Annotated in this window: 23 protein-coding genes, 1 tRNA gene and 2 riboswitches; of the genes, 8 read left to right on the top strand and 16 right to left on the bottom strand. The window is 54.7% G+C overall.

Translation table 11 applies throughout. The features are described from left to right. Positions 1–220: 220 nt before the first annotated feature. The 9 genes from RT52_RS02600 to RT52_RS02560 form a co-directional block, all read right to left on the bottom strand. A complete protein-coding gene (locus RT52_RS02600; RefSeq protein ID WP_034814916.1) occupies positions 221–958 on the bottom strand; it encodes an energy-coupling factor transporter transmembrane component T family protein in 738 nt (245 codons plus the stop codon). Beyond that, positions 955–2286, bottom strand: a complete 1332-nt coding sequence (locus RT52_RS02595; RefSeq protein WP_034814914.1) for an ABC transporter ATP-binding protein — start codon at positions 2284–2286, stop codon at positions 955–957. Before RT52_RS02595 ends, RT52_RS02600 begins: the two co-directional genes overlap by 4 nt. After that, the gene (locus RT52_RS02590; RefSeq protein WP_034806559.1) at positions 2279–2854 is read right to left on the bottom strand and encodes an ECF transporter S component; all 576 of its coding nucleotides are present in this window, start codon (positions 2852–2854) and stop codon (positions 2279–2281) included. Before RT52_RS02590 ends, RT52_RS02595 begins: the two co-directional genes overlap by 8 nt. Further along, positions 2847–3440, bottom strand: coding sequence for a YkoF family thiamine/hydroxymethylpyrimidine-binding protein (locus RT52_RS02585; RefSeq protein ID WP_034814913.1), 594 nt, complete (start codon positions 3438–3440; stop codon positions 2847–2849). The genes RT52_RS02590 and RT52_RS02585 overlap by 8 nt, the downstream gene beginning before the upstream one ends. 80 nt (positions 3441–3520) lie before the next feature. Beyond that, positions 3521–3621, bottom strand: a riboswitch (TPP riboswitch). A 62-nt stretch (positions 3622–3683) separates the two neighbouring features. Beyond that, positions 3684–4880 carry a CobW family GTP-binding protein gene (locus tag RT52_RS02580; protein WP_034814912.1) on the bottom strand — a complete coding sequence of 399 codons (1197 nt, stop codon included), beginning with the start codon at positions 4878–4880 and terminating at the stop codon, positions 3684–3686. 102 nt (positions 4881–4982) lie between these two features. Further along, positions 4983–5246, bottom strand: a complete 264-nt coding sequence (locus RT52_RS02575; protein WP_034806555.1) for a hypothetical protein — start codon at positions 5244–5246, stop codon at positions 4983–4985. 12 nt (positions 5247–5258) lie between these two features. Continuing rightward, positions 5259–6140, bottom strand: a complete 882-nt coding sequence (locus RT52_RS02570; protein WP_034814911.1) for an SMP-30/gluconolactonase/LRE family protein — start codon at positions 6138–6140, stop codon at positions 5259–5261. A gap of 145 nt (positions 6141–6285) precedes the next feature. Then, positions 6286–7347, bottom strand: a complete 1062-nt coding sequence (gene rlmN, locus RT52_RS02565) for a dual-specificity RNA methyltransferase RlmN (RefSeq protein WP_034814967.1) — start codon at positions 7345–7347, stop codon at positions 6286–6288. Between the two features lie 69 nt (positions 7348–7416). Next, positions 7417–8820 (bottom strand): amidase family protein, encoded by a 1404-nt coding sequence (locus RT52_RS02560; protein WP_051690250.1) that lies wholly within the window; start codon positions 8818–8820, stop codon positions 7417–7419. 111 nt (positions 8821–8931) lie between these two features. Here RT52_RS02560 and RT52_RS16435 point away from each other — a divergent pair, with 111 nt between their 5' ends. Both RT52_RS16435 and msrA read left to right on the top strand, forming a co-directional pair. Continuing rightward, a complete protein-coding gene (locus RT52_RS16435) occupies positions 8932–9093 on the top strand; it encodes a hypothetical protein (RefSeq protein ID WP_034806550.1) in 162 nt (53 codons plus the stop codon). Between the two features lie 44 nt (positions 9094–9137). Then, positions 9138–9238, top strand: a riboswitch (SAM riboswitch). A 66-nt stretch (positions 9239–9304) separates the two neighbouring features. Further along, positions 9305–9823: a peptide-methionine (S)-S-oxide reductase MsrA gene (msrA, locus tag RT52_RS02550; RefSeq protein ID WP_034814910.1), complete on the top strand. Its 519-nt coding sequence runs from the start codon at positions 9305–9307 to the stop codon at positions 9821–9823. Positions 9824–9845: 22 nt separating this feature from the next. Here the strand turns inward: msrA and RT52_RS02545 are convergent, their stop codons facing one another. Further along, on the bottom strand, positions 9846–10709 hold the full coding sequence (locus tag RT52_RS02545) for a GRP family sugar transporter (protein WP_034814909.1): 864 nt from the start codon (positions 10707–10709) through the stop codon (positions 9846–9848). Between the two features lie 132 nt (positions 10710–10841). On the opposite strand from RT52_RS02545, the gene RT52_RS02540 reads away from it, so the two are divergent. From RT52_RS02540 to RT52_RS02530, 3 genes are all read left to right on the top strand, one after another. Next, positions 10842–10914, top strand: a tRNA-Ala gene (locus tag RT52_RS02540). Between the two features lie 116 nt (positions 10915–11030). Continuing rightward, positions 11031–11363: a four-helix bundle copper-binding protein gene (locus RT52_RS02535; RefSeq protein ID WP_034814908.1), complete on the top strand. Its 333-nt coding sequence runs from the start codon at positions 11031–11033 to the stop codon at positions 11361–11363. 69 nt (positions 11364–11432) lie between these two features. Further along, a complete protein-coding gene (locus RT52_RS02530; RefSeq protein WP_034814907.1) occupies positions 11433–11999 on the top strand; it encodes a 3'-5' exonuclease in 567 nt (188 codons plus the stop codon). A gap of 25 nt (positions 12000–12024) precedes the next feature. Here RT52_RS02530 and RT52_RS02525 read toward each other — a convergent pair whose 3' ends face one another. The 5 genes from RT52_RS02525 to RT52_RS02505 form a co-directional block, all read right to left on the bottom strand. Beyond that, positions 12025–13086, bottom strand: a complete 1062-nt coding sequence (locus RT52_RS02525; RefSeq protein ID WP_051690249.1) for a bifunctional glycosyltransferase family 2/GtrA family protein — start codon at positions 13084–13086, stop codon at positions 12025–12027. Positions 13087–13176: 90 nt separating this feature from the next. Then, positions 13177–14166 (bottom strand): sodium:calcium antiporter, encoded by a 990-nt coding sequence (locus tag RT52_RS02520; RefSeq protein ID WP_034814906.1) that lies wholly within the window; start codon positions 14164–14166, stop codon positions 13177–13179. Between the two features lie 211 nt (positions 14167–14377). Beyond that, positions 14378–15166, bottom strand: coding sequence for an HD domain-containing protein (locus tag RT52_RS02515; RefSeq protein ID WP_034814905.1), 789 nt, complete (start codon positions 15164–15166; stop codon positions 14378–14380). Between the two features lie 107 nt (positions 15167–15273). Next, positions 15274–15978 carry an SDR family NAD(P)-dependent oxidoreductase gene (locus RT52_RS02510; protein WP_034814904.1) on the bottom strand — a complete coding sequence of 235 codons (705 nt, stop codon included), beginning with the start codon at positions 15976–15978 and terminating at the stop codon, positions 15274–15276. 37 nt (positions 15979–16015) lie between these two features. After that, positions 16016–16576, bottom strand: a complete 561-nt coding sequence (locus RT52_RS02505) for a glycerol-3-phosphate responsive antiterminator (protein WP_034814903.1) — start codon at positions 16574–16576, stop codon at positions 16016–16018. 120 nt (positions 16577–16696) lie between these two features. On the opposite strand from RT52_RS02505, the gene RT52_RS02500 reads away from it, so the two are divergent. Both RT52_RS02500 and RT52_RS02495 read left to right on the top strand, forming a co-directional pair. After that, positions 16697–17116: a GNAT family N-acetyltransferase gene (locus tag RT52_RS02500; protein ID WP_034814902.1), complete on the top strand. Its 420-nt coding sequence runs from the start codon at positions 16697–16699 to the stop codon at positions 17114–17116. A gap of 37 nt (positions 17117–17153) precedes the next feature. Further along, positions 17154–18326 carry a cation:proton antiporter gene (locus tag RT52_RS02495; RefSeq protein WP_034814900.1) on the top strand — a complete coding sequence of 391 codons (1173 nt, stop codon included), beginning with the start codon at positions 17154–17156 and terminating at the stop codon, positions 18324–18326. A 44-nt stretch (positions 18327–18370) separates the two neighbouring features. Here the strand turns inward: RT52_RS02495 and RT52_RS02490 are convergent, their stop codons facing one another. Then, positions 18371–19000, bottom strand: coding sequence for a DedA family protein (locus tag RT52_RS02490; RefSeq protein WP_034814898.1), 630 nt, complete (start codon positions 18998–19000; stop codon positions 18371–18373). A 99-nt stretch (positions 19001–19099) separates the two neighbouring features. Here RT52_RS02490 and RT52_RS02485 point away from each other — a divergent pair, with 99 nt between their 5' ends. After that, positions 19100–19657, top strand: a complete 558-nt coding sequence (locus RT52_RS02485) for a DNA-3-methyladenine glycosylase I (protein WP_034814896.1) — start codon at positions 19100–19102, stop codon at positions 19655–19657. The last annotated feature ends 46 nt before the right edge of the window (positions 19658–19703 follow it).

The raw sequence follows: 19703 nt of genomic DNA, 5'->3' as shown, positions 1-19703 counted from the left end.
TCCTGCAGGGTAGGGGCGCCGTCGGACGAGTAACGCAAACGGTCGCCGTCTGGCGGCCGTTTTTTTCTGTCGCCACGATGGCCGAAACGAACGTCGACATCGTACGTCATCCATTCCGTGTCAGGGTGACTAGATCGAGCTCGTTGAACACAAAAAACGAACCCATTCGCTTTTTACGAATGGATTCGTCAACAGCCTGAGGACGAGTCGTCCTGTTTTTTTAACGGATCCCCACCCACATACTCACGACGAACAAGAGGACTAAACATGCGGCCAAGACGAAATCGTTCCGCGTGACGGGGACGACCTCGTACGTGCTGCGGCGTTCCCCCGTGAACCCGCGCGCCTCCATCGAGAAGGCGATCCGTTCGGCTTGGCGGATCGAACCGGCCAGGAGCGGAATCAATAGCTTCGGGACATGTCGGACGTGGTCGAGTCGCGTCTCGAGCCGGACGCCCCGGAGCGCGTGCGTCTCATAGAGCTGGATCAGTTCGCTCTTTAAAATCGGAAAGAACCGAAATCCGACGAAGACGCTATAGGCGATCTTCGGTGATAGCTTGCCTTGTTGCATCAAGCTGTAGACGAAACGCTTCGGGTCCGTTGTCAGCGTAAACAACAGTGAGAGTGCCGTGAACGCCAAGACGCGCAAGGCGAGCGTCACGGCAAGGCGCACGTTCTCTTCCGTCACGTCGTTGCCGAACAGCGTGAACACGACCGCCCCACCCGCCTCTCTTCCGAAGACGAGCGTCGTCCAGAGTGTCCCGATCGCGGTCAATAGAAACGGGATCATGTACAGTCCCCACCGCCGCCAGCTCACGTCGGCGAACAGTGTTTGCAGGAGGAGCGTGCCGGTAAAGACGAGCAGCGGGGTCCATGGGTTGTACATGAAGGCGAGACCGAACATGAGGCACGTCACGGTCAAAAACTTGAGCGTCGGGTTCATCTCATGAAACGTCATCCCATCCCCTCCATCCATAACCCATGAGCCTGAAGGAGTTCCGGCTGCTCCCAAATCGATGCGTCATACGGACCGTTCAACTTCCCGTCGTGCATCAAATAATACGTATTCGCAGCCCGGGCGAAGTTGAGGTCGTGCGTCACGAACAGCACGGCCTGACCGTCACGTGCCCGCTCTTCCATCAAGTCATAAAGCGCACCGAGCGACGCCTCGTCTTGTCCGGCGGTCGGTTCATCGAACGCGATGAGTCGTTTCCCCGAGAGCAACATCACGCCAATCGCGAGTCGGCGCTTTTGTCCGTGACTGAGCGAGAGCGGATGGGCGTCATGTAATCGCTCGAGACCGAGCCGCGTCAACACGTCTTCAATCGGGTGATCGTGTCCGTACGCGAGCTCGTGCGCCACCTCGCTCGTGACGAACAGGTGTGCCGGCGATTGCGGGACGAGCCCGACGTCGCGATGGTTCCGGGCGAGACTCCTGAGCCATGTCGATTTGCCGCTCCCGTTACGACCGAGGATGGCGACGACCTCTCCCTCGGCGACGGTCAAGTCACTCGTTGCGAGTTCGAATTCTTTTCGTTTTAAATTCGGTATGTGAAATAAATTGTGTTTCCCTTTTTCGCTCGTAATCGGTGCGAACGTATAGTCGGGGCGCATCTCGAACGGTCCATCGTAGACGATTCGCCCCTCCATAAGTTCGACTTGCCGGTCGAAGAAATCGCCCCACACGTACGGGCGATGTTCGATGACGACGACGTTGACGCTACGGGCGACGCCGTCGAGCCAACGGACGAACCGAGCCGCGGTCTCCGGGTCGAGATGGGCGAGCGGTTCATCAAGGAGGAGCCATTCCGGACGGCCAATCAGTGCACAGGCGACGGCGATTTGCTGCTTCTCGCCACCAGACAAGTCATGGATGTAGCGATGTCGATAATTGTCGAGCCGCAACGTCCGTAACATCATCTCGACGCGCCCCATCATCTCCTCGCGGGGGACGTGAAAGTTTTCGAGCGTAAAGATCAGCTCTTCCTCGACCGTCTGCATGACGAACTGACTGTCGGGGTCTTGGAACACGGTGCCGACCCGACGATTCACCTCGCCGGCCGCGTACGTGTCATACGGCCGGTCGAACAAGTCGAGCCTTCCGGTCACGATGCCGTCACAGTTGTCCGGATAGAGCCGGTTCATCATGGCGAACAGTGTCGATTTCCCCGACCCGCTCGACCCGCTGATGAGTGTCCGCCCATCCCGGAGCGTGAGCGTGACGTCTGCCAATACGTCGGTCGACTTGCCGGGATAACGAAACGTCAACTGCTCCGCCTCAACCATGGGCGCGTCCTTGACGTGCGAGCGCGTAGCCTTCGAGCGCACCCGTCCTGAGCAACAAGTCGCTCAAAATCTTTCCACCGAGCCCTGCGATGAGCATCCCGCTCGTGGCGCGCAGGGCGAACATCGTCGCCACGTACGTCGGGCTGAGTGCCGCGAGGCCACCCATGACGTATGTATAGGCGAAACTTGTCACGGCCGCACCGAAGCCAGCGAGCATGAGCACCCACAGGTCATATCGTTTATACCCGGTCACGGCGAACGCCGCCTCGGCCCCGAGTCCTTGAATGATCCCGACGAGAATGATGCGTGGTCCGATGGCGTTCCCGATCATCATCTCAATCGTCGCCGCGAGCACTTCCGACAAAAAGGCGGCACCGGGCTTACGGATGATATAGGCGGCGATAATCGAGACGATGAACCAAATCCCGAAAATCCATTCATAGGCGATCGGCCCAATCAGCCCGGCCCATAAATTTCCGACGTGGACGAACGCCAAATAGACGACGGCGAAGACGACCGATAATATCGACAACAAAACGATCTCCTTTAACTTCCACGACTTAAGCATTGTTTTGTCCCTCATGTGACGGACTGTTCACACTGATCGTCACCGTCATGACGACGTGGCTCGTCTTCGCCCGTACCCGGTCGAACGTCGCCTCGTAAAACGAGAACACCGGCTCGATGTCGCCGTGGATGCCGGAGGCGTAATGCATCGACTCGTTGAACACACCGCGCGCTTTCGCGAAGTCGATCTCTTCATAGATGATGTCCATATACTCCGCGTCCCCGAGCGGATAAAGCGCGAACTGGGAAGAGACGTACTGGGTCGCGACCTTACCGTTCGCCAGCTCACTCGTCACGTCGAGCAAGTTGTCCCCCGTCGTGTCTCCCGGACAGCCCACGGAGAATGTCCCGCTCATCGAGACGTGTGCGCCCGTCTTCGTCGCATGGGACAAGACGGCTTTGGCCACATCGAACACGTGTTCACTCCGTCCCCGGATGACCGTCGAGACGTCATCGGTATGGCGCCAGACGTTCTGTAAGTCCGTCTCGTTCAATGCCCCTTTGATGACGCTCACGAAATCGGACGTCATCGGGCTCAGTGTAAAGCGGAACCCGACGATCGGGCTCGTTCCACATTGGTTGTTCATGTTGTATTCCCCCTTTTTCTATGTGCACAAAAAAAGCCGCATCCATGAGAATGCGGCCACTCGTCCAATTGAAATCCATTAGAAAAAGTGCCACACTTCCTCACGCCGGTATTACCCGGATCGAGTCATAAGGGATTGGAGCCATGCTCACATCTCAGCCGAAGCACCCCTAGTGTAGTCCAATGTATGCGGTTTGGTCATGCAAGGAACAGTATAGACGAGCGATTTCGATTTGTAAACGGTTTATGAGAAAGTGACGACACCGTTCCCCGGGAGCGTGTCTTGGAGCGTCGCCCAGTCGAGCGCCATCTCGGCATCCGTCAACAAGCAGGCGTCGAGCGCCGATTCGACGGTCTTGCGGTCCATTTGCTGCCCGATCAAGACGAGCTCGGTCTGGCGATCGCCGTATGGCTCGATATAGTCGTCGGCGAGTTCCGGTTCTGCCGCGAACATGAGCCGGCGCTCCTCTTCCGGGAGCGTCGCGAGCCAACGTCCGGCGTGCTCGAGCGTCGAGGCGTATCCGGCCTGGGAGAACAAGCAGGCGATGTCGTTGCGCGAGGCGATCCAAAGGAATCCTTTCGCTCGGACGACTTCCTCTGGAAACTGCTCAATCCACGCATGGAGTCGCTCCGGGTGGAACGGGCGACGCCGACGATAGACGAACGAGCTGATGCCGTACTCCTCGGTCTCCGACGTATGTTCTTCCGCCTCAAGCTCTTGGATCCAGCCGGCCGAATGCATCGCCTGCTCGAAATCGAACAGCTTGACGTCTAACAGTTCCGTCAAATCGACGTTCGAATGGACCGACGTCAACAGTTTTGCTGACGGGTTGAGCGTCTTCAACAAACCAGCCATCTCGTTCAGCTCGGTCTCGGATACTCGGTCTGCCTTGTTCAGGACGATGATATCGGCGAACTCGACCTGGTCGACGAGCAGGTCGACGACTTCGCGGACATCGGTCTCATCGATCGCTTGTTTCCGCTCATGGAGCGACTCGCCGGAGTTGAAATCTTTCAAGAACCGGTAAGCGTCGACGACGGTCACCATCGCATCGATATAGACACGGCTCGTCAAGTCGATGTCGAGCGCGTCATCGGCATACGTGAACGTCTGGGCCACGGGAATCGGTTCCGAGATTCCGGACGACTCGATGATGATCCCGTCGAGCTCACGGTCGTTCGTGAGTTCTTGGACCGCCTCGAGGAGGTCTTCACGGAGCGTGCAACAGATGCAACCGTTCGACAGCTCGACTAGCTTCTCATCGGTCCGCGAAAATCCACTTTGTTCGATTAAACGCTCATCAATATTCAATTCGCTCATATCATTGACGATGACGGCATACTTCTTGCCGGTGCGATTGTTTAAAATATGGTTCATTAACGTCGTCTTGCCGCTCCCAAGATAGCCTGACAACACGGTGATTGGAATTCGTTTCATCATTAACAGCCCCCAAATAGTAATCATTACTTTTTAGATAATGAACGGGATTGACCATCTTGTCAACAAAAAAACACGCTCGCACGGAGCGTGTTTCAGGCATGGCTATTCTTCGAGTGCTTTCCGTTCCGCCTCGGAACGCGGGTAAGCGTTCGCCTGCCACTCGGCCCGATAGATCGAATCGAGCTGCGTCAAGCCGACCTCATCCTCATCTTTGTCCGCGTCGACGCTCGGCGTCTCGTCCCATTTCGGTTCGAGGTAAGAATGATCGTTCGTCTCGCGGTCGTCGAGGTATTTCTTCACCCCGACTCGCGCTACCGCCGCGAGCGCGAGACCGATTCCTACGCGAACGAGCATGCGTTTCACCATGATTCTCCCTCCTTAACGTCCGAAACGATAAAGTGGCATCCCTTTCACTTCCGTATCGATTTTAAACACCGACCCGGCATCCGGATACGTTTCGAGCGCCTCGTCATCCATCCCTTCACGCGCGGTCGTGATGGCGAGTTGCTTCAAGTCGTCCCCGATGAAACAGCATGACGTCACGTTCGGCGCCGGCACCATGACTTCGAGCACTTTCTCGCCCGTCTCGGGGTTCCAACGCGAGACGCGACCGCCGGCGAAGTGGGCGATCCATAAATGACCCTCTTCGTCCGAGGTCATGCCGTCAGGGAAGCCGTCCTCATCCTTAAATTCGATGACGACCTCCCCTTCCCCAAACGTACCGGACGACAAGTCGTACGGATAACGTCGAACCGTCTCGGTCGGCGTGTCGATATGATAAAACCATTTGTGGTCCGGTGACCACGTCAGACCGTTTGATAAGGTCAGACCTGTGAGCATCTCTTCGGTCGTGCCGTCGCGGTCCAACCGATAGAGTGTGGCCTCATTCTCCTCGTCTTCCAAATGGAGCGTTCCCGCAAAGATTCGTCCGTACGGGTCGGCCTTGCCGTCGTTGAATCGAAGCACGCCGTCCGCATCATCGAGTTCGACGAGCTTGTCGAGTTGTTTTGAGGACTCGTCCCATTCATAGATACCGTCCTTCAATCCGACGATGACACCGTCCGTCACTTTCGGAACGGCGAAGCCGATCTGTTGGCCCATATCGGCTGAAGAGAGCTCATCTTCTTTCTCATCGTACCACCAGAGCGTGTGCCCTTCGATGTCGACCCAGTAGAATCGCTTCAACTCAGCGTCCCAACACGGCCCTTCCCCAAGCGTATTTCTGACTCGAATCCAACATGTCGCGTTCACGTTCTCCATTAAATAGCCTCCACTCTCTCCTGTGATGTCAAAAGACTATTCCCTAGACCGGACGTCTCTAGTCCTATTTCTGAAAATTGTTTATCCTGTCCTGCGTCCGGACGTCAACAAAAAAACTCCCGCTGAGGTTAGCGGGAGAATCGACTTATTTGGCACCTTCCACGTTCATATGCTTGCTGCGGAGCTGTCCGCAGGCCGCATCGATGTCGGTCCCATGTTCGAGACGGACACCCGTGTTGACGCCACGTTTCTTCAAAATGTCGTAAAACGCCATGATGTCCTCCGACGTACTGCGCTCATATTGGATATGCTCGTTGACCGGGTTGTATGGAATCAAGTTGACGTACGACTTGTCTTTGATGTCCGCGATCAAGTCGGCGAGCTCTTCGGCATGTTCCGGCAAGTCGTTCACTTTCGAGAGAAGAATGTACTCGAACGTGATTCGCTTGTTCGTCTTCTCGACATAATAGCGGATGGCCGGCATGAGCTTGTCGAGCGGGAACGCCCGGTTGATCTTCATGATCTGTGTCCGGAGCGCGTCGTTCGGCGCGTGGAGCGACAGCGCCAAGTTGATGCGCAAATCGAGGTCGGCGAACTTGTAAATCTTATCGGCGAGCCCACTCGTCGAGACGTTGATTTTCCGCGGCGCGATGGCGAGACCGCGCTCGTCTTTGACGACACGAAGGAAATCGACTAAGTGATCGAAGTTGTCGAATGGCTCCCCGATTCCCATGACGACGATATGACTGACGCGGCCTCCTTCCCCGACTTCGTCCAAGTAATGTTGCACGGTCATGATCTGCTCGACGACTTCGCCTGCCGTCAAATCGCGTGTCTTCTTCAACAGACCGCTCGCACAGAAGCTGCACCCGATATTGCACCCGACTTGTGTCGTGACACAGACCGAACGACCATATTTGTGACGCATGAGCACCGTCTCGATATAGTGGCCGTCGTGGAGTTTAAGTAAGAATTTGACCGTCCCGTCGCCCGCCTCTTGTTTGACGAACAACTCTTGTGTCGAGATGACGTAACGCTCCGCGAGCGCTGTTTTCACTTCCTCACGCACGTTGATGGCATCCATCGACTTGACCCGGTCGATGTAGAGCGAGTCCCAAATCTGTCTCGCATGGTAGGCGCTGTATCCAAAATCGACACAGACGTCCGTCAGCTGATCAAACGTCAGCCCGTATATAGATGGTTTCATTGCAATCTGTCCTTTCTTCAATCCGCATAATTCCCATTGTAGCGGACCGCGTCGAAGGGTGCAACGTTCTTACAACGGCGGAAGCGGCCGCGTGACATGACGTTCGAACGCGTAGGCGATGCGGATCAAATCGCGCTCCGCGTAACTCGTCCCCGTGAACGACAACCCGAACGGAGCGCCGCTCTGTTTGACGGCATACGGAATCGTGATCGTCGGATGCCCGGCTTTCGCGGCCATGTCATAATTGTGGTCATGCGGTAAGACGAGCGCATGGAGCGCCTGCTCGGCCAACAGTCGGTCGATGCCGTCCGTCTTGGCGTGACGGACGTCGTCGAGGCGACGTGTCAGATAGGTGGCCTCAATCAAGCGGCCCGATTGTTCGTCCGCTTTCTCGAACGTCTTCTGTCCGTGCGGAATCGTCTCCGGATGACTGCTGTTCCAGTTAATCAAATCCGAAAGCGTCTTATACGAGAGCGTCGTCGAGGCTAGATACGCCTCGATTCCGAGCTTAAACTCATGATACAGGATATCGCCTTGGTCGAGCGATGTTGTCGACGGCAGTTCGACAGTGACGACCTCGATGCCGCTCTGTTTCAGCAAGGCGATCGCCTCATCATAGAGCGCCTGTTCTTCTTCCGACAGATCAATCTTGACGATCCCGACGCGCATCCCGACCGTTTGGCGTTCATCGAGACACGTCCGATACGGCGGACCGGCCGGAAGGTGCGTCGTCGCCGGGTCAGCCGGGTCTTCCCCGACCATCGCCTCAAGGGCAAGCACCGCATCCCGGAGCGTTCGTGCCATCGGGCCGGCCGTGTCCTGCGACCGAGAGATCGGAATGATGCCGCTCCGGCTAATCAAACCGACGGTCGGCTTGATGCCGACGATGCCGTTATGGACGCTCGGATGGATAATCGAGCCGCTCGTCTCGCTGCCGACGGCGAGAAGCGTCATGTTCGCCGCGACCGCGGACGCCGAACCTGAACTCGACCCGCCGACATCGAGCTTGTCCCCATATGGATTGAGCGTCTGGCCCCCGACCCCGCTCCAGCCGTTCGGCATCCCCTCGGTCAAAAAGTTGGCCCACTCGGACAAGTTCGCTTTCCCGAGGATGATGGCCCCGCTCGCGCGTAAACTTTGAACGAGGTGGGCGTCTCGGCCGGCGAAGTGATGCGCGAGGGCGACGGCCCCAGCCGTCGTCTTCATCTGACCGGCCGTCTCGACGTTGTCTTTAATCAGTACCGGAATGCCGAGCAGCGGCAAGCGATCACCACGTCGGAACGCCCGGTCGGCCGCCTCGGCCTCGAACAGAGCGTCCGGGTTCACTTGAATGACCGCTCTCAGCTTGTCGTTCAATGCGGCGATTCGGGTCAAATAATAGGCCGTCACGTCACGCGCGGTGAACGTTCCTTCCTTATATCCGAGATGGGCGGTCTCGATATCGAGTTCGAAAAATGGGTTTGGTTCAGTCATGTTGATTCCTCCTTTGCTCACTCGTTCGTATTCGCTATTTCCACTTGATTTCCTGTTTTCGTTCGCCAACGAATGTGTAACTTGGTAAACTGAAAAAAAAGGGAGGTTACTATGAACCGTTCGTACGTACTCGTCTTGTTGTCCGTCTTTGTCTTGTTCTTCTTACAGCTCTATGCCGGGGAGGCCCCGTATACGCTACCGCTCTCCATCGTCCTCGTCGTCTTGATTGTCGGGGCCACGTTGCTGCAACTTCGGCGAAAACCTAATCGTTGACGACACTTTCGGACAGATGGTATGATGCTTTCACCAACTACATATCGATATCTTGAGTGAACGAGAGACCTGGCTCTATGACTTCACAGCAACCTGCTTCGGCAAGGTGCTACTTCCAGCAAGGCGTTTGCCTTGGACGATATGACAGAACGCTCATGTCGATGACATGGGCGTTTTTATTTGGACAATACGTGTACAGGGGGAGTTTTTTATGGAAAAAGCAACATTCGCGGGCGGCTGTTTTTGGTGCATGGTCACCCCGTTCGAGGAACAGCCCGGAATCGAATCAATCGTATCCGGCTATACGGGCGGACACGTCGACGATCCGACGTATGAACAAGTGAAGACCGGCACGACCGGGCATTACGAGGTCGTCGAGATCACGTTCGACCCGTCGCTGTTCGCTTATGAACGTTTGCTCGAGCTCTATTGGATTCAGACCGACCCGACTGATGACGGCGGCCAGTTCCAAGACCGCGGCAGCCAATACGCGCCGGCCATTTTCTATCATTCGGAGGAACAACGCGTGAAAGCAGAGCAGAGTCGCGACGAACTCGCCGCGAGCGGACGATTTAAGGATCCGATCGTCACAAAGATTTTACCGGCCGACACGTTCTATCCGGCCGAAGAGTATCATCAGGATTTCCACAAAAAAAATCCGGACCACTATAAAGCAGACCGGAAGAAATCTGGACGAGACGCGTTCATCGACGTGGCTTGGCAATCATGAAAGACGGGCAATCGCCCGTCTTTCAACTTTTCGCAATCCCGAGCATGAAGCCGGCGACGACGATGAGCCCGATGCCCATAAAGACGAAGACGCGCTCTTTCGACGTCTTCTCTTCTTTCAATAGATAAATCCCGCCGAGCGTCGCGACGACGACGTTCAGTTGCGACAAGGCGAACGACGTGGCGACCCCGACCTCTCCACTCGAGACGAAGAGACCGAAGTTCCCGATCCCCCAGGCGATCCCGGCCAAGATGTTCTTGAACGTCTTCGGATCGAACCGTTTCACGTCCTTCTCACGAAGACTGAAGAGAAGCGCCGCGATGAACATCCCGACCGATTGCGGGACGATCGCCGTGATGCCGTCGACTTCAAAGTAGTTCGTCAATACGGCGTACGTCACATACCCGAGACTCGAGACGAGGAGGACGAGGAGACCTTTCTTCAACGCCCCGGCGCTATCCGAGTCTTTCTTCTGTTGATACGACGTCATCGTCGCCCCGATGATAATCAAGACGAGCGCCGAAAATCCGAGCCAGAGCTCGGTCGACGTCTCCCAGTCCCCGAGCACGATGACCCCGAAGAGCGACGTTCCGACGAGCTGCATCCCGGTACTGATCGGCATCGCTTTCGAGACGCTCAAGATTTGGAACGATTGGAACTGAAGATACTGTCCGAGCGCCCAAAAGATTCCGGAGATGAATCCGGTGACGACGGCAAGGGTCGTGAACTCCGGATTGAAGACGAGAAAGATGACGAACGCCATGACCATCGCACCCATCGTCGTCCCGATTAACTGCTGAATCGGCTTCCCGCCGACTTTCGATACGATGAGCGGGATACTCCCCCACATGAGTGCCGGAAGCAATGCCAATAAAATCATGCCCATATGATTCACCTGCTTTCGTAATATAACATCATCGTTGATTTTCCCATTGCGTCAACGGTTTAAACTTTTGAATCTTTTTTGAAAAAGGGCATTGCCAAACGTTTTACTAGGATGATATAATAATTTTCGAACGGGGCATTAGCTCAGCTGGGAGAGCGCCACGCTGGCAGCGTGGAGGTCAGCGGTTCGAGCCCGCTATGCTCCATTACTAGGTCACTTCACTTTCGTGAAGTGACTTTTTTTGTCGTCCCGGCGCGGTTTAAGCGATACGGTATCGGGTAATGATTTGAAGATACATTATTCTGCTAAGGGGGACTTATCATGGACCGGGAATCAATTGAAGAGACGATTTCAGCGATTATCGACTGCATGCGGACGAGCAATCATTGTTTTTCAAAAAGTTTACAAGAAGAAGACGTATTGATGGTGAAAGAATGCATTCGCTTGACGCGCGAATGCGCCGACGTCTGCGCCCTCGCCTTGAACGCACTCGAGACCGATTCGGCGTTCGCGAAACCAATCGGTGCCCTCTGTGCGCAAGTGTGTGACACGTGCGCCGTCGAATGTGGTCGCCATCAGATGGACCACTGCCAACAATGCGCCGAGGCATGCCTCCGCTGTGCCGAAGCATGCCGCAATTTAGCAGCCGCTTAATCGCTTTTCAGTCTAACGTTATGTTAGACTTTTTTTGTGGATTCAATTCGTAAGAAGAAAGGAACGATTATGTCACATTCTATTTTAGCCATCGACGTCGAGACCGCCAACCGTGACAGCCGAAGCATCTGTTCGGTCGGCTGGAGCTTGCTTTACGCCGGCGAGGTCGTCGAGACGAACCAGCTTCTCGTCAACCCGGAAGAAGACTTCGACCAAGGGAATATCCGTGTCCATGGCATTCGGCCGAGCGATGTCTGGGATGCCCCGACACTGCCCAAGGTGCTCGAACTGCTCTATCCGACGCTCCAAAAGGTCGATCTCGTCATGGCCCACAACGCCTCGTTCGATATGGGCGCTTTGAAAAAAGCGATCGCCAAATATGACCTATATACGTTCCCGAGCATCGAGTATGGCTGTACGGTCAAGTTGTCCCGTAAGTTGTACCCCCAGCTCCCGAACCATAAGCTGAACACGATGGCCGAGTATTTGAACGAGCCGTTCCTGCATCATAACGCTGCCGAGGACGCACGGGTTTGTGCGCTCCTCATGCGCGACATGATGATGAAGACCGGCATCGCCGACCCGCGCGAGCTTCATCGCTATACGTCCGTTAAAATCGGAAAGCTCGCCTACTGATAAAGGCCCGACAACTGTCGGGCCTTTATCGTTTGAAAATCCAGCGTTTTTGTACATAGTAACTGGCGATAAACAAGAAGCTGTCGACGACGACTTTCAAGATGACCTCGCCGTCTCGAATGACGAAGAAGAGCGCATAGACGAGGGCAGCGGAGACCGCCATCTGTGCCCCGACGAGGCCAAAATACTTGACCATCGCCCGTCTCGCTTTCGATTTGAAGACGACTTTCCGGTTGACGAAATAGTTGAATAAGGACGAGACGACTCGACCGACGACGGTCGCGACGATGACGTGCGCCGTATCGAACCAAGGATTCAATAGGAAAATCAATAGCGCGTACACGCCGATGTCCATTAAAAACGATGCAACAGATGATAACGAATAAGCGAGAAACATACGATAAATCAAGATTGAGTCGATGACCGGACGAAAATGCGACGAGGCGTTCTCGTCCACATAGACGGTCTGAATCGGTGTCTGATGAATCGGGACGTGCATCCGCTTCGTGAACGTCAACATGTTCATCTCGAACTCGTAACGGTTGCCAGGGACGTCGAGCAACTGTCTCGCATAGCGGACCGGGATGGCCCGAAGGCCGGTCTGGGTGTCTTTCAAACGAAGTCCGCTCCCAATCGTCATGACGAGGCGTGTCACTTGATTACCGAACCGGCTTCGAAACGGAATCGCTTCCCCTGAAAAATCGCGACACCCCATAATCAGATGATGCGGCCAGAGGACGCCTTCGCTGTAGACGTGGTGGACGTCGGACGGTAAATGCTGGCCGTCGGCATCGACCGTGATGGCGCCTAACGTCTCTGGGTAGTGGTCGACGATGTACCGTATGCCGGTCTTCAAGGCCGCACCTTTTCCTGCGTTCTTTTCATGCTCAAGAAGCCGAGATACGTGCGGCTCAATGGCCTCAAACACAGGTCGGCACGTTTCCGCACTCCCGTCATTGACGACGACGATGTGGAGGAAACCTTCCTGTTTCAACGCATGCACCAATTCAACTAGTGCCTGATCGGGATTATAAGCGGGAATCAAGAGGACGTATTCACTCAACCGCTCAACGGAATGCATTTGCATCGTCACCCCTCCTTCCCTCCTACTATACCCACGTAAATGCCCGGTCACGCCTCAATGAAAAAAAACACGGCCGCAAGAGCGACCGTGTCATCAACCAATGAAAATCAGGTAAGACGAGACGAAGTAGACGAGAACGACGAGCACAGACGGGACGATATAACGAACTTTCGACGTGACGTCTTTGCGAAGCACGCTATACATGACCAAGATTGACAAAATCGTGATGCCGACGGCTGTGACCAAGTGCGACGCCGAGACATCCGCCAAAATCGATCCATTCTGATAGAACACGTCCGACATGGCGATGATGACCATGTTGAAAATGTTGCTCCCTAAAATTGACCCGAACGCCAAGTTCACGTTTCGAAGTTTCAAAGCGACGAACACGGCGACCGCTTCCGGTAGCGAAGTCGAGGCGGCGATCAAGAAGCTGCCGACAAAGCTCGAGCCGAGGCCGGTCACGACTGCGATTCGGTCACCGGAGATGGAAAGCGCCGTTCCTGCCGCCATGATGACGAGGGCGGCGACGGCAAAACCGATAACGGCCCGTTTCACGGTAATCGACTCGGTCGTGCTGACGACGACTTCTTGTTCGACTTCAGGTGTCGCCGTCGGCGCTTTTGGCCGCTTGCCGATATAATAAATCCCAATCCCGTACAAGGCGGCGATCAACAAGGCGTCGACCCCGATGCCGATAAACGTCAAATCGATACGGACGACGAGGGCGATCATCGTCAGCACCGTCAATAAGAGACCGAGCCCAGCCGTATACAAGTGGTCGCGGCTCGCTTCGTTGAACAGGCGTTTTTGACGGAAATACAGGTCGAACATCGCCAAGATGAAGATGTTGAACAAGTTTGAGCCGAGCATATTCCCGACGGCGATATCCGGGTTGTTGATCATGACCGCCGAGATACTCGTCGTCACCTCAGGTAGCGACGTCGCGCCTGCGAGTAAAAGCGTTCCGACGAGGACGCCTCCCATCGATGACTTCTCACTGATGACGTCTGCATACGTCGACAGTTTGATCGCTGCATACACCGTGATGGCGGCCGCGAGTAAAAAATAAACAAATACCATTGCGTTTTCTCCCCTCGATTTTAAACGTCAAAAAAGACCTTTTTACGGACGCCAAAAAAGCATCCATAAAAAGGTCTTGCGGACTAAAAGAAGCTCGATGGACCGAGTGCGTTGCACTGTAATGACGACCCACCGACCACGAACGTGGTCGCTACTCCCCTTCTTATGTTCAACCCGACTATAGCACGGTTCGTCCCGGATGACAATCGTTTCACTTCGTCAATCTCACGATGTCTTCGCTCGTCAATGCCGTCCGATACGAGAGCTCGGTCAACCCTTTCAAAATGGAGTCATCACCGCCACTTCTGTCACTTCGTTCAGTAACGCTCATCGTCTCGTCCAACTCGAAAGCGGTCTGATAGAGCGTCGGAGCCTCTTGCACCCAATCCTCTTCTTGGAAGCCGTTCGTGACGACGGTAGACAATTTTTGAAGTTTAAGCACGCGCTCCGTTTCTGTCCCGTAAAACAAACGATTCAACTCTTGTTCGTACACTTCGATGAGTCCTGACGTCGATTGGAACGGTCGGAGCGCCTCTAACAGTTCATGATAGTACCATGACTGGTCACGTAGCGGCCGGCGAAACCGCGACCAAACCCCTTTTCCGACTACATCGATATCGAGCCGAATCGAGCGGAGGTTATGTAACTTGTCCGCCACGAGTAAGGCGATCTCATCGTACTCGAGCGAAGGGATACGTTCGAGCATCGCCTGCTTCCGCTGCTCCCAAGGCAGGCTCTTATCCGGCTCAGAGACGGCTTCGACAAGCCGTGCGACTTCCGGTCCAAACTGTTCATGGAGCTCATCTTTCGTCGTGAACGTGTCTTCGAGCACATCATGCAGTAACGCTGCCGCGACGACCGGTACCGGTTGGTGGTCTTCGGTCAAGATCATCGCCACCGCGACCGGATGTGTCACGTATGGGATACGTGATCCTTTACGAAATTGACCGTCATGTCGCGCGGCCGCGAATCTGAGTGCCTCCTCAACCAATCGATGCATCGGGACCCCTCCTCGTATTAGAAAAAGCGCTTCATCCGTAACATACCCGTCGGTAGGTATATTCACGCATGCAGCGCTTTAAAATTTAGGGTAATAGTCCTAATACATCAAGGTTCATAAATCATCTTTTTCGTCATGCCCCCGTCGACGATCAAGTTGTGCCCGTTCACGAAATCGTTGTCACGGTCAATCAAATATGTGACGGCTCGGACGATATCGGTCGGTGTCCCGACCCGCCCAGACGGATGCTGGCGATGGTCGATATCACGTAGAACCTCGTCCGACGTGTGAATCCACCCGGGACTAATCGCATTCACCGTGACGGGACGTCCCGCGAGCGAGACGGCCATCGAATGCGTGAGCGCGACGATGCCCCCTTTCGATGCGCCATACGCTTCCCAATCCGGTTCGTTCTGGAGTGCCCGTGTCGAGGCGACGTTTACGATACGGCCGTATGCCGCGTTCTCGTTCAGCGTCAAAAAGGCTTTGGCGCAGGCGAACGTCCCGACGAGGTTGACATCGATCACGTGTTTGAACGTCTTGACGTCGAGCTCGGTCATCGGAGTCTCAAGCGAGGACACCCCACCGTTGTTGATGAGGACATGGGCCGGTCCGAACTGTTCGCCAATCGCCGCGAACGTCTCGGCCACCGCCTCGTGATCCCCCAAATCCACTTGCATGAACGTCACACCACTCAGTTGCGGGTCATCCCCCACATCGAGACCGATGACGCGATACGCCTTTGAAAACGAACGCGCCAAGACGTTTCCAATCCCTTGGCTGATTCCCGTAATGATCATCGTTTCTTGCATATTGGTCCCCTCCTTCCTCTGTCTATACCCGCCATGCTCATTTTGAGACGTAGCGTCCATCCCAAAGCGTGCGATTCGACGTCGTGATGACCGATGCGCCCGCCAAAAGCGCCGCCTCGACTTCATCTACGGTCGATATCAAGCCTCCGGCGAACACCGGGATGCCGGTACGCGCCTTCACCTCACGAATATATTTCGGGACGAGCCCTGGCAGCACTTCGATATAATCCGGCCGAGTGCGTTCAATCATCCGATAGCTTCGCTCGAGCGAGCTCGAATCGATGAGAAACAGTCGCTGCACCGTCTTCACTTGCTTTTGTTTCGCCTTCAAAATGACGCTCCCTTTCGTCGAGATGATCCCATACGGACGATATGTCTGGCAGACGAACTCGGTCGCATACTCATCCGCTTTCATCCCTTGAATCAAATCCAAATGGATGAACACGTTCTTCCCATGCTCGGACAAGAGTCGAAAGACGGCATCGAGTCTCGCGATATGGATTTCAAGCAACACCCCGACGACGAAATCGCTCGCCAAAAACACTTCTAAATCCCGCATGTCACGGATCGCCGGTAAAATCGATTGTTTCTCTAGCATAGTCCCCCTCCTTTGCTTTCATACGGTCTCATTATGGAGAAGTTGTCCTTCACAAATCAAGGTTTATCGAGTCAATATATCGGGAAAATAATTTCATCTAGTGTGGAAGGGGATTTAAACATGGTCAATGAAGTCAACGTGAAGCATGAGACGCCGTCTCCGAAAGAACATCAGCGCTTACGCGTCAAAGCCGGCATGCCGAAACGGTCGGACAAGGCGACCGAGAAAGGGCTCGCCCATACGCTGTTCGGCGTCTGCCTATATTTGAACGATGAGATGGTCGGCATGGGGCGTGTCGTCGGTGATGGGGGGATGGTGTTCCACCTCGTCGATATCGTCGTCGACCCGGACTGCCAAGGGCTCGGGCTCGGTAAGCTCATCATGGAACATCTGATGGAATGGATTTTGCGAGAAGCGGACGAGACGGCAATCATCAGCCTGATTGCGGACATCCCGGCCGATGGGCTGTATCGGCATTTCGGTTTTGATTACTCGCGTCCTGAATCCGTCGGGATGGAATATCAATGGCCGAAAGAGTGAACCGGATTCCACTGTTCACCCGTGAAGGAGGTGGCGCATGAATCTTGACATCAACATCATTATCTTCCTTGGCGCGGCACTCGCCCTCATTTCCATCGTCAGCCTTTTGATTGAGCGTTTATTCTTTCCAAGCATTCTTGCGTTCATCGGAATCGGCGTCATCGTCGGTTTCTTTTGGGACGGTAACGAAGTGTTCAAAATTGCGGGTGAGATCGGCATCGTCTTGTTGTTTTTCTTGCTCGGCCTCAAGTTTCCCATAAACGAGCTGACAAAGCGGATGCGGCAAGTATGGAAGGCCGGTGTCCTCGATATCGGTCTCGCCTTCGGTGTCTCGATGTTGATTGCGCTTGCGTTCGGTCTTGACGTCCCACAAGCGTTCTTGATTGGCGCGGTGTTGTATGCGACGAGTTCGTCGATATCCGCACGGCTACTCGAGCGCCATCAGCATAAGCATGAAAATATTAAAGAGTTCGTGCTTGCGCTACTCATCTTTGAGGATATCTTTGCCCCGCTCCTCTTGACGATTGCACCGTTCATCATTCAAGATGAACCGATTGTGTTCAGCGACGTCGGAAAAGTGTTCGTCGGTTTCCTCGTTTTCGGTGTTCTTTTGTTCCTCGGCATCAAGTTCGTGACGCGCCATCCACGGACGGTCAAACATTTGCTCCGTCAAGACGACGCGAGCATCGGATTAATCGGATTGATTCTCTTTTTCGCAGGGATCGGGATGGTGTTCGGCCTATCCGAGATTCTCGGGGCATTCATCGCCGGCATCATGCTCGCCGGCATCCACGATATCCGTCCGTTGAAGCGTTTGACGGTGCCGGTTCGCGATTTGTTCCTACCGATCTTCTTCATCTCGTTCGGGATTTCCATCAACCTCGAACAAGGGGTCATCATCAACGCGCTGTTTTTCGTGTTGATCGTCTGGGGCGTGTTGTCGAAGTGGATCGTCGGACGGATCGGTGGGCGGATGTACGGACTGAGCCGCGTCCAAGCGAACGAGGCTGGCTTCTCGCTCGCTCCGCGCGGGGAGTTCTCGATTTTGTTCACGGCACTATCGAACGGTGCCATCAACCTGTTCGTCGGTCTCTATATCTTTGTCTCGGCCATCATCGGAATCGTCTTGTTCCGTTTCTCGGAACGGTTAGCGGAGAAGACCGAACAGACGATTGAAAAGATGAGACCGAATCAAAAGAAAGACGACTAGACCGTACGCTCTTCGGAGCACCCGGTCTAGCCGTTTTTTTGTTTTCAAAACGAAGAGGCTTGTTTCGATTTCTTTTGTTTTCGGCGCTTCCGCCAGATGAAGTACAGAATCAGGCCGACAGCGAGCAACGCATAGATGGCGTATGAGTAAACGTCAAGGTAACGGAGTATCGATTCCCAGTTCTCCCCGACCCGAATCCCGATAAAGATTAAAATCGAGTTCCAGATGAGCGTCCCGGCCGTGCTGAGCAGTAAAAACTTGACGAACGGCATGTTCGACATGCCGGCCGGGAGCGAGATCAAGCTACGGACGACAGGCATGAGCCGACCGAAAAAGACCATCCATCCCCCATACCGGTCGAACCAGGCATCCGCCTTATGCACGTCGTCGAGATCGAGCCGAATCCACTTCCCATACTTTTTCGTCCACTTCTCAATCTGTTCGACATCCAAATATAAACCGATGCCATATAACAAGACGGCCCCGGCGATCGCCCCGACCGTGGCCGCGACGATCACGAGCCAAATCATCAAGTCGGTCTTTACGGCGAAGAAACCGCCGAACAAGAGCACGACTTCTGACGGGATCGGCGGGAACACGTTCTCGATAAAGATCATGAACGCGATGCCGACATATCCGAACTGTTCGATGATCCCAATCATCCAATCACGCATTTGATCACCCTCCACTCTTCGCTATTATACCCCGCCGTCGCATTCGAAAACCGGTTCAACGTGTTACACTATAGGTAAACGTTGGAAGGACTGAGACGAATGAATGAAGCCATGCGTTGTCCGTGGTGCGGGACCGACCCGCTCTACGTCCGCTATCATGATGAAGAATGGGGGAAACCGGTGCACGATGACCAGAAGCATTTCGAATGCTTGACGCTCGAGAGCGCGCAGGCCGGCTTGAGCTGGCTGACGATTTTACGAAAACGTGAGCAGTACCGCTCGGCCTATTCCGATTTCGACGTCAACCGTGTCGCCGCCTTCACGGCAGAGGATGTCGAACGTTTGATGCGAGACACGGGCATCGTCAAAAACCGGCGTAAAATCGAGGCGTCCATCAACAACGCCAAACGTTTCCTCGAAGTCCAATCCGAGTTCGGTTCGTTCGATGCGTATATTTGGTCGTTCGTCGATCATCAAGTGGTCCGCAACGAATGGCGTTCTGTCGAAGAGATTCCCGCCGTGACCGAACTGTCCGAGCGTCTCAGTAAAGACTTGAAGCGTCGGGGATTCAAGTTTCTCGGTCCGACGACCGTCTATGCCCATCTGCAGGCGACCGGTCTCGTCAACGACCATCTCTCGACATGCCCGGCCAAATAGTTTTTTATTTTTTTGGGACGGTTTGTCAAATTAAGCGCAACACTTC

It is taken from the genome of Exiguobacterium alkaliphilum 12/1 (assembly GCF_000714435.1).
GTDB lineage: Bacteria > Bacillota > Bacilli > Exiguobacteriales > Exiguobacteriaceae > Exiguobacterium > Exiguobacterium alkaliphilum.
Note: the sequence above shows the minus strand (reverse complement) of the source record. Positions and strands in the feature narration are given on the sequence as shown.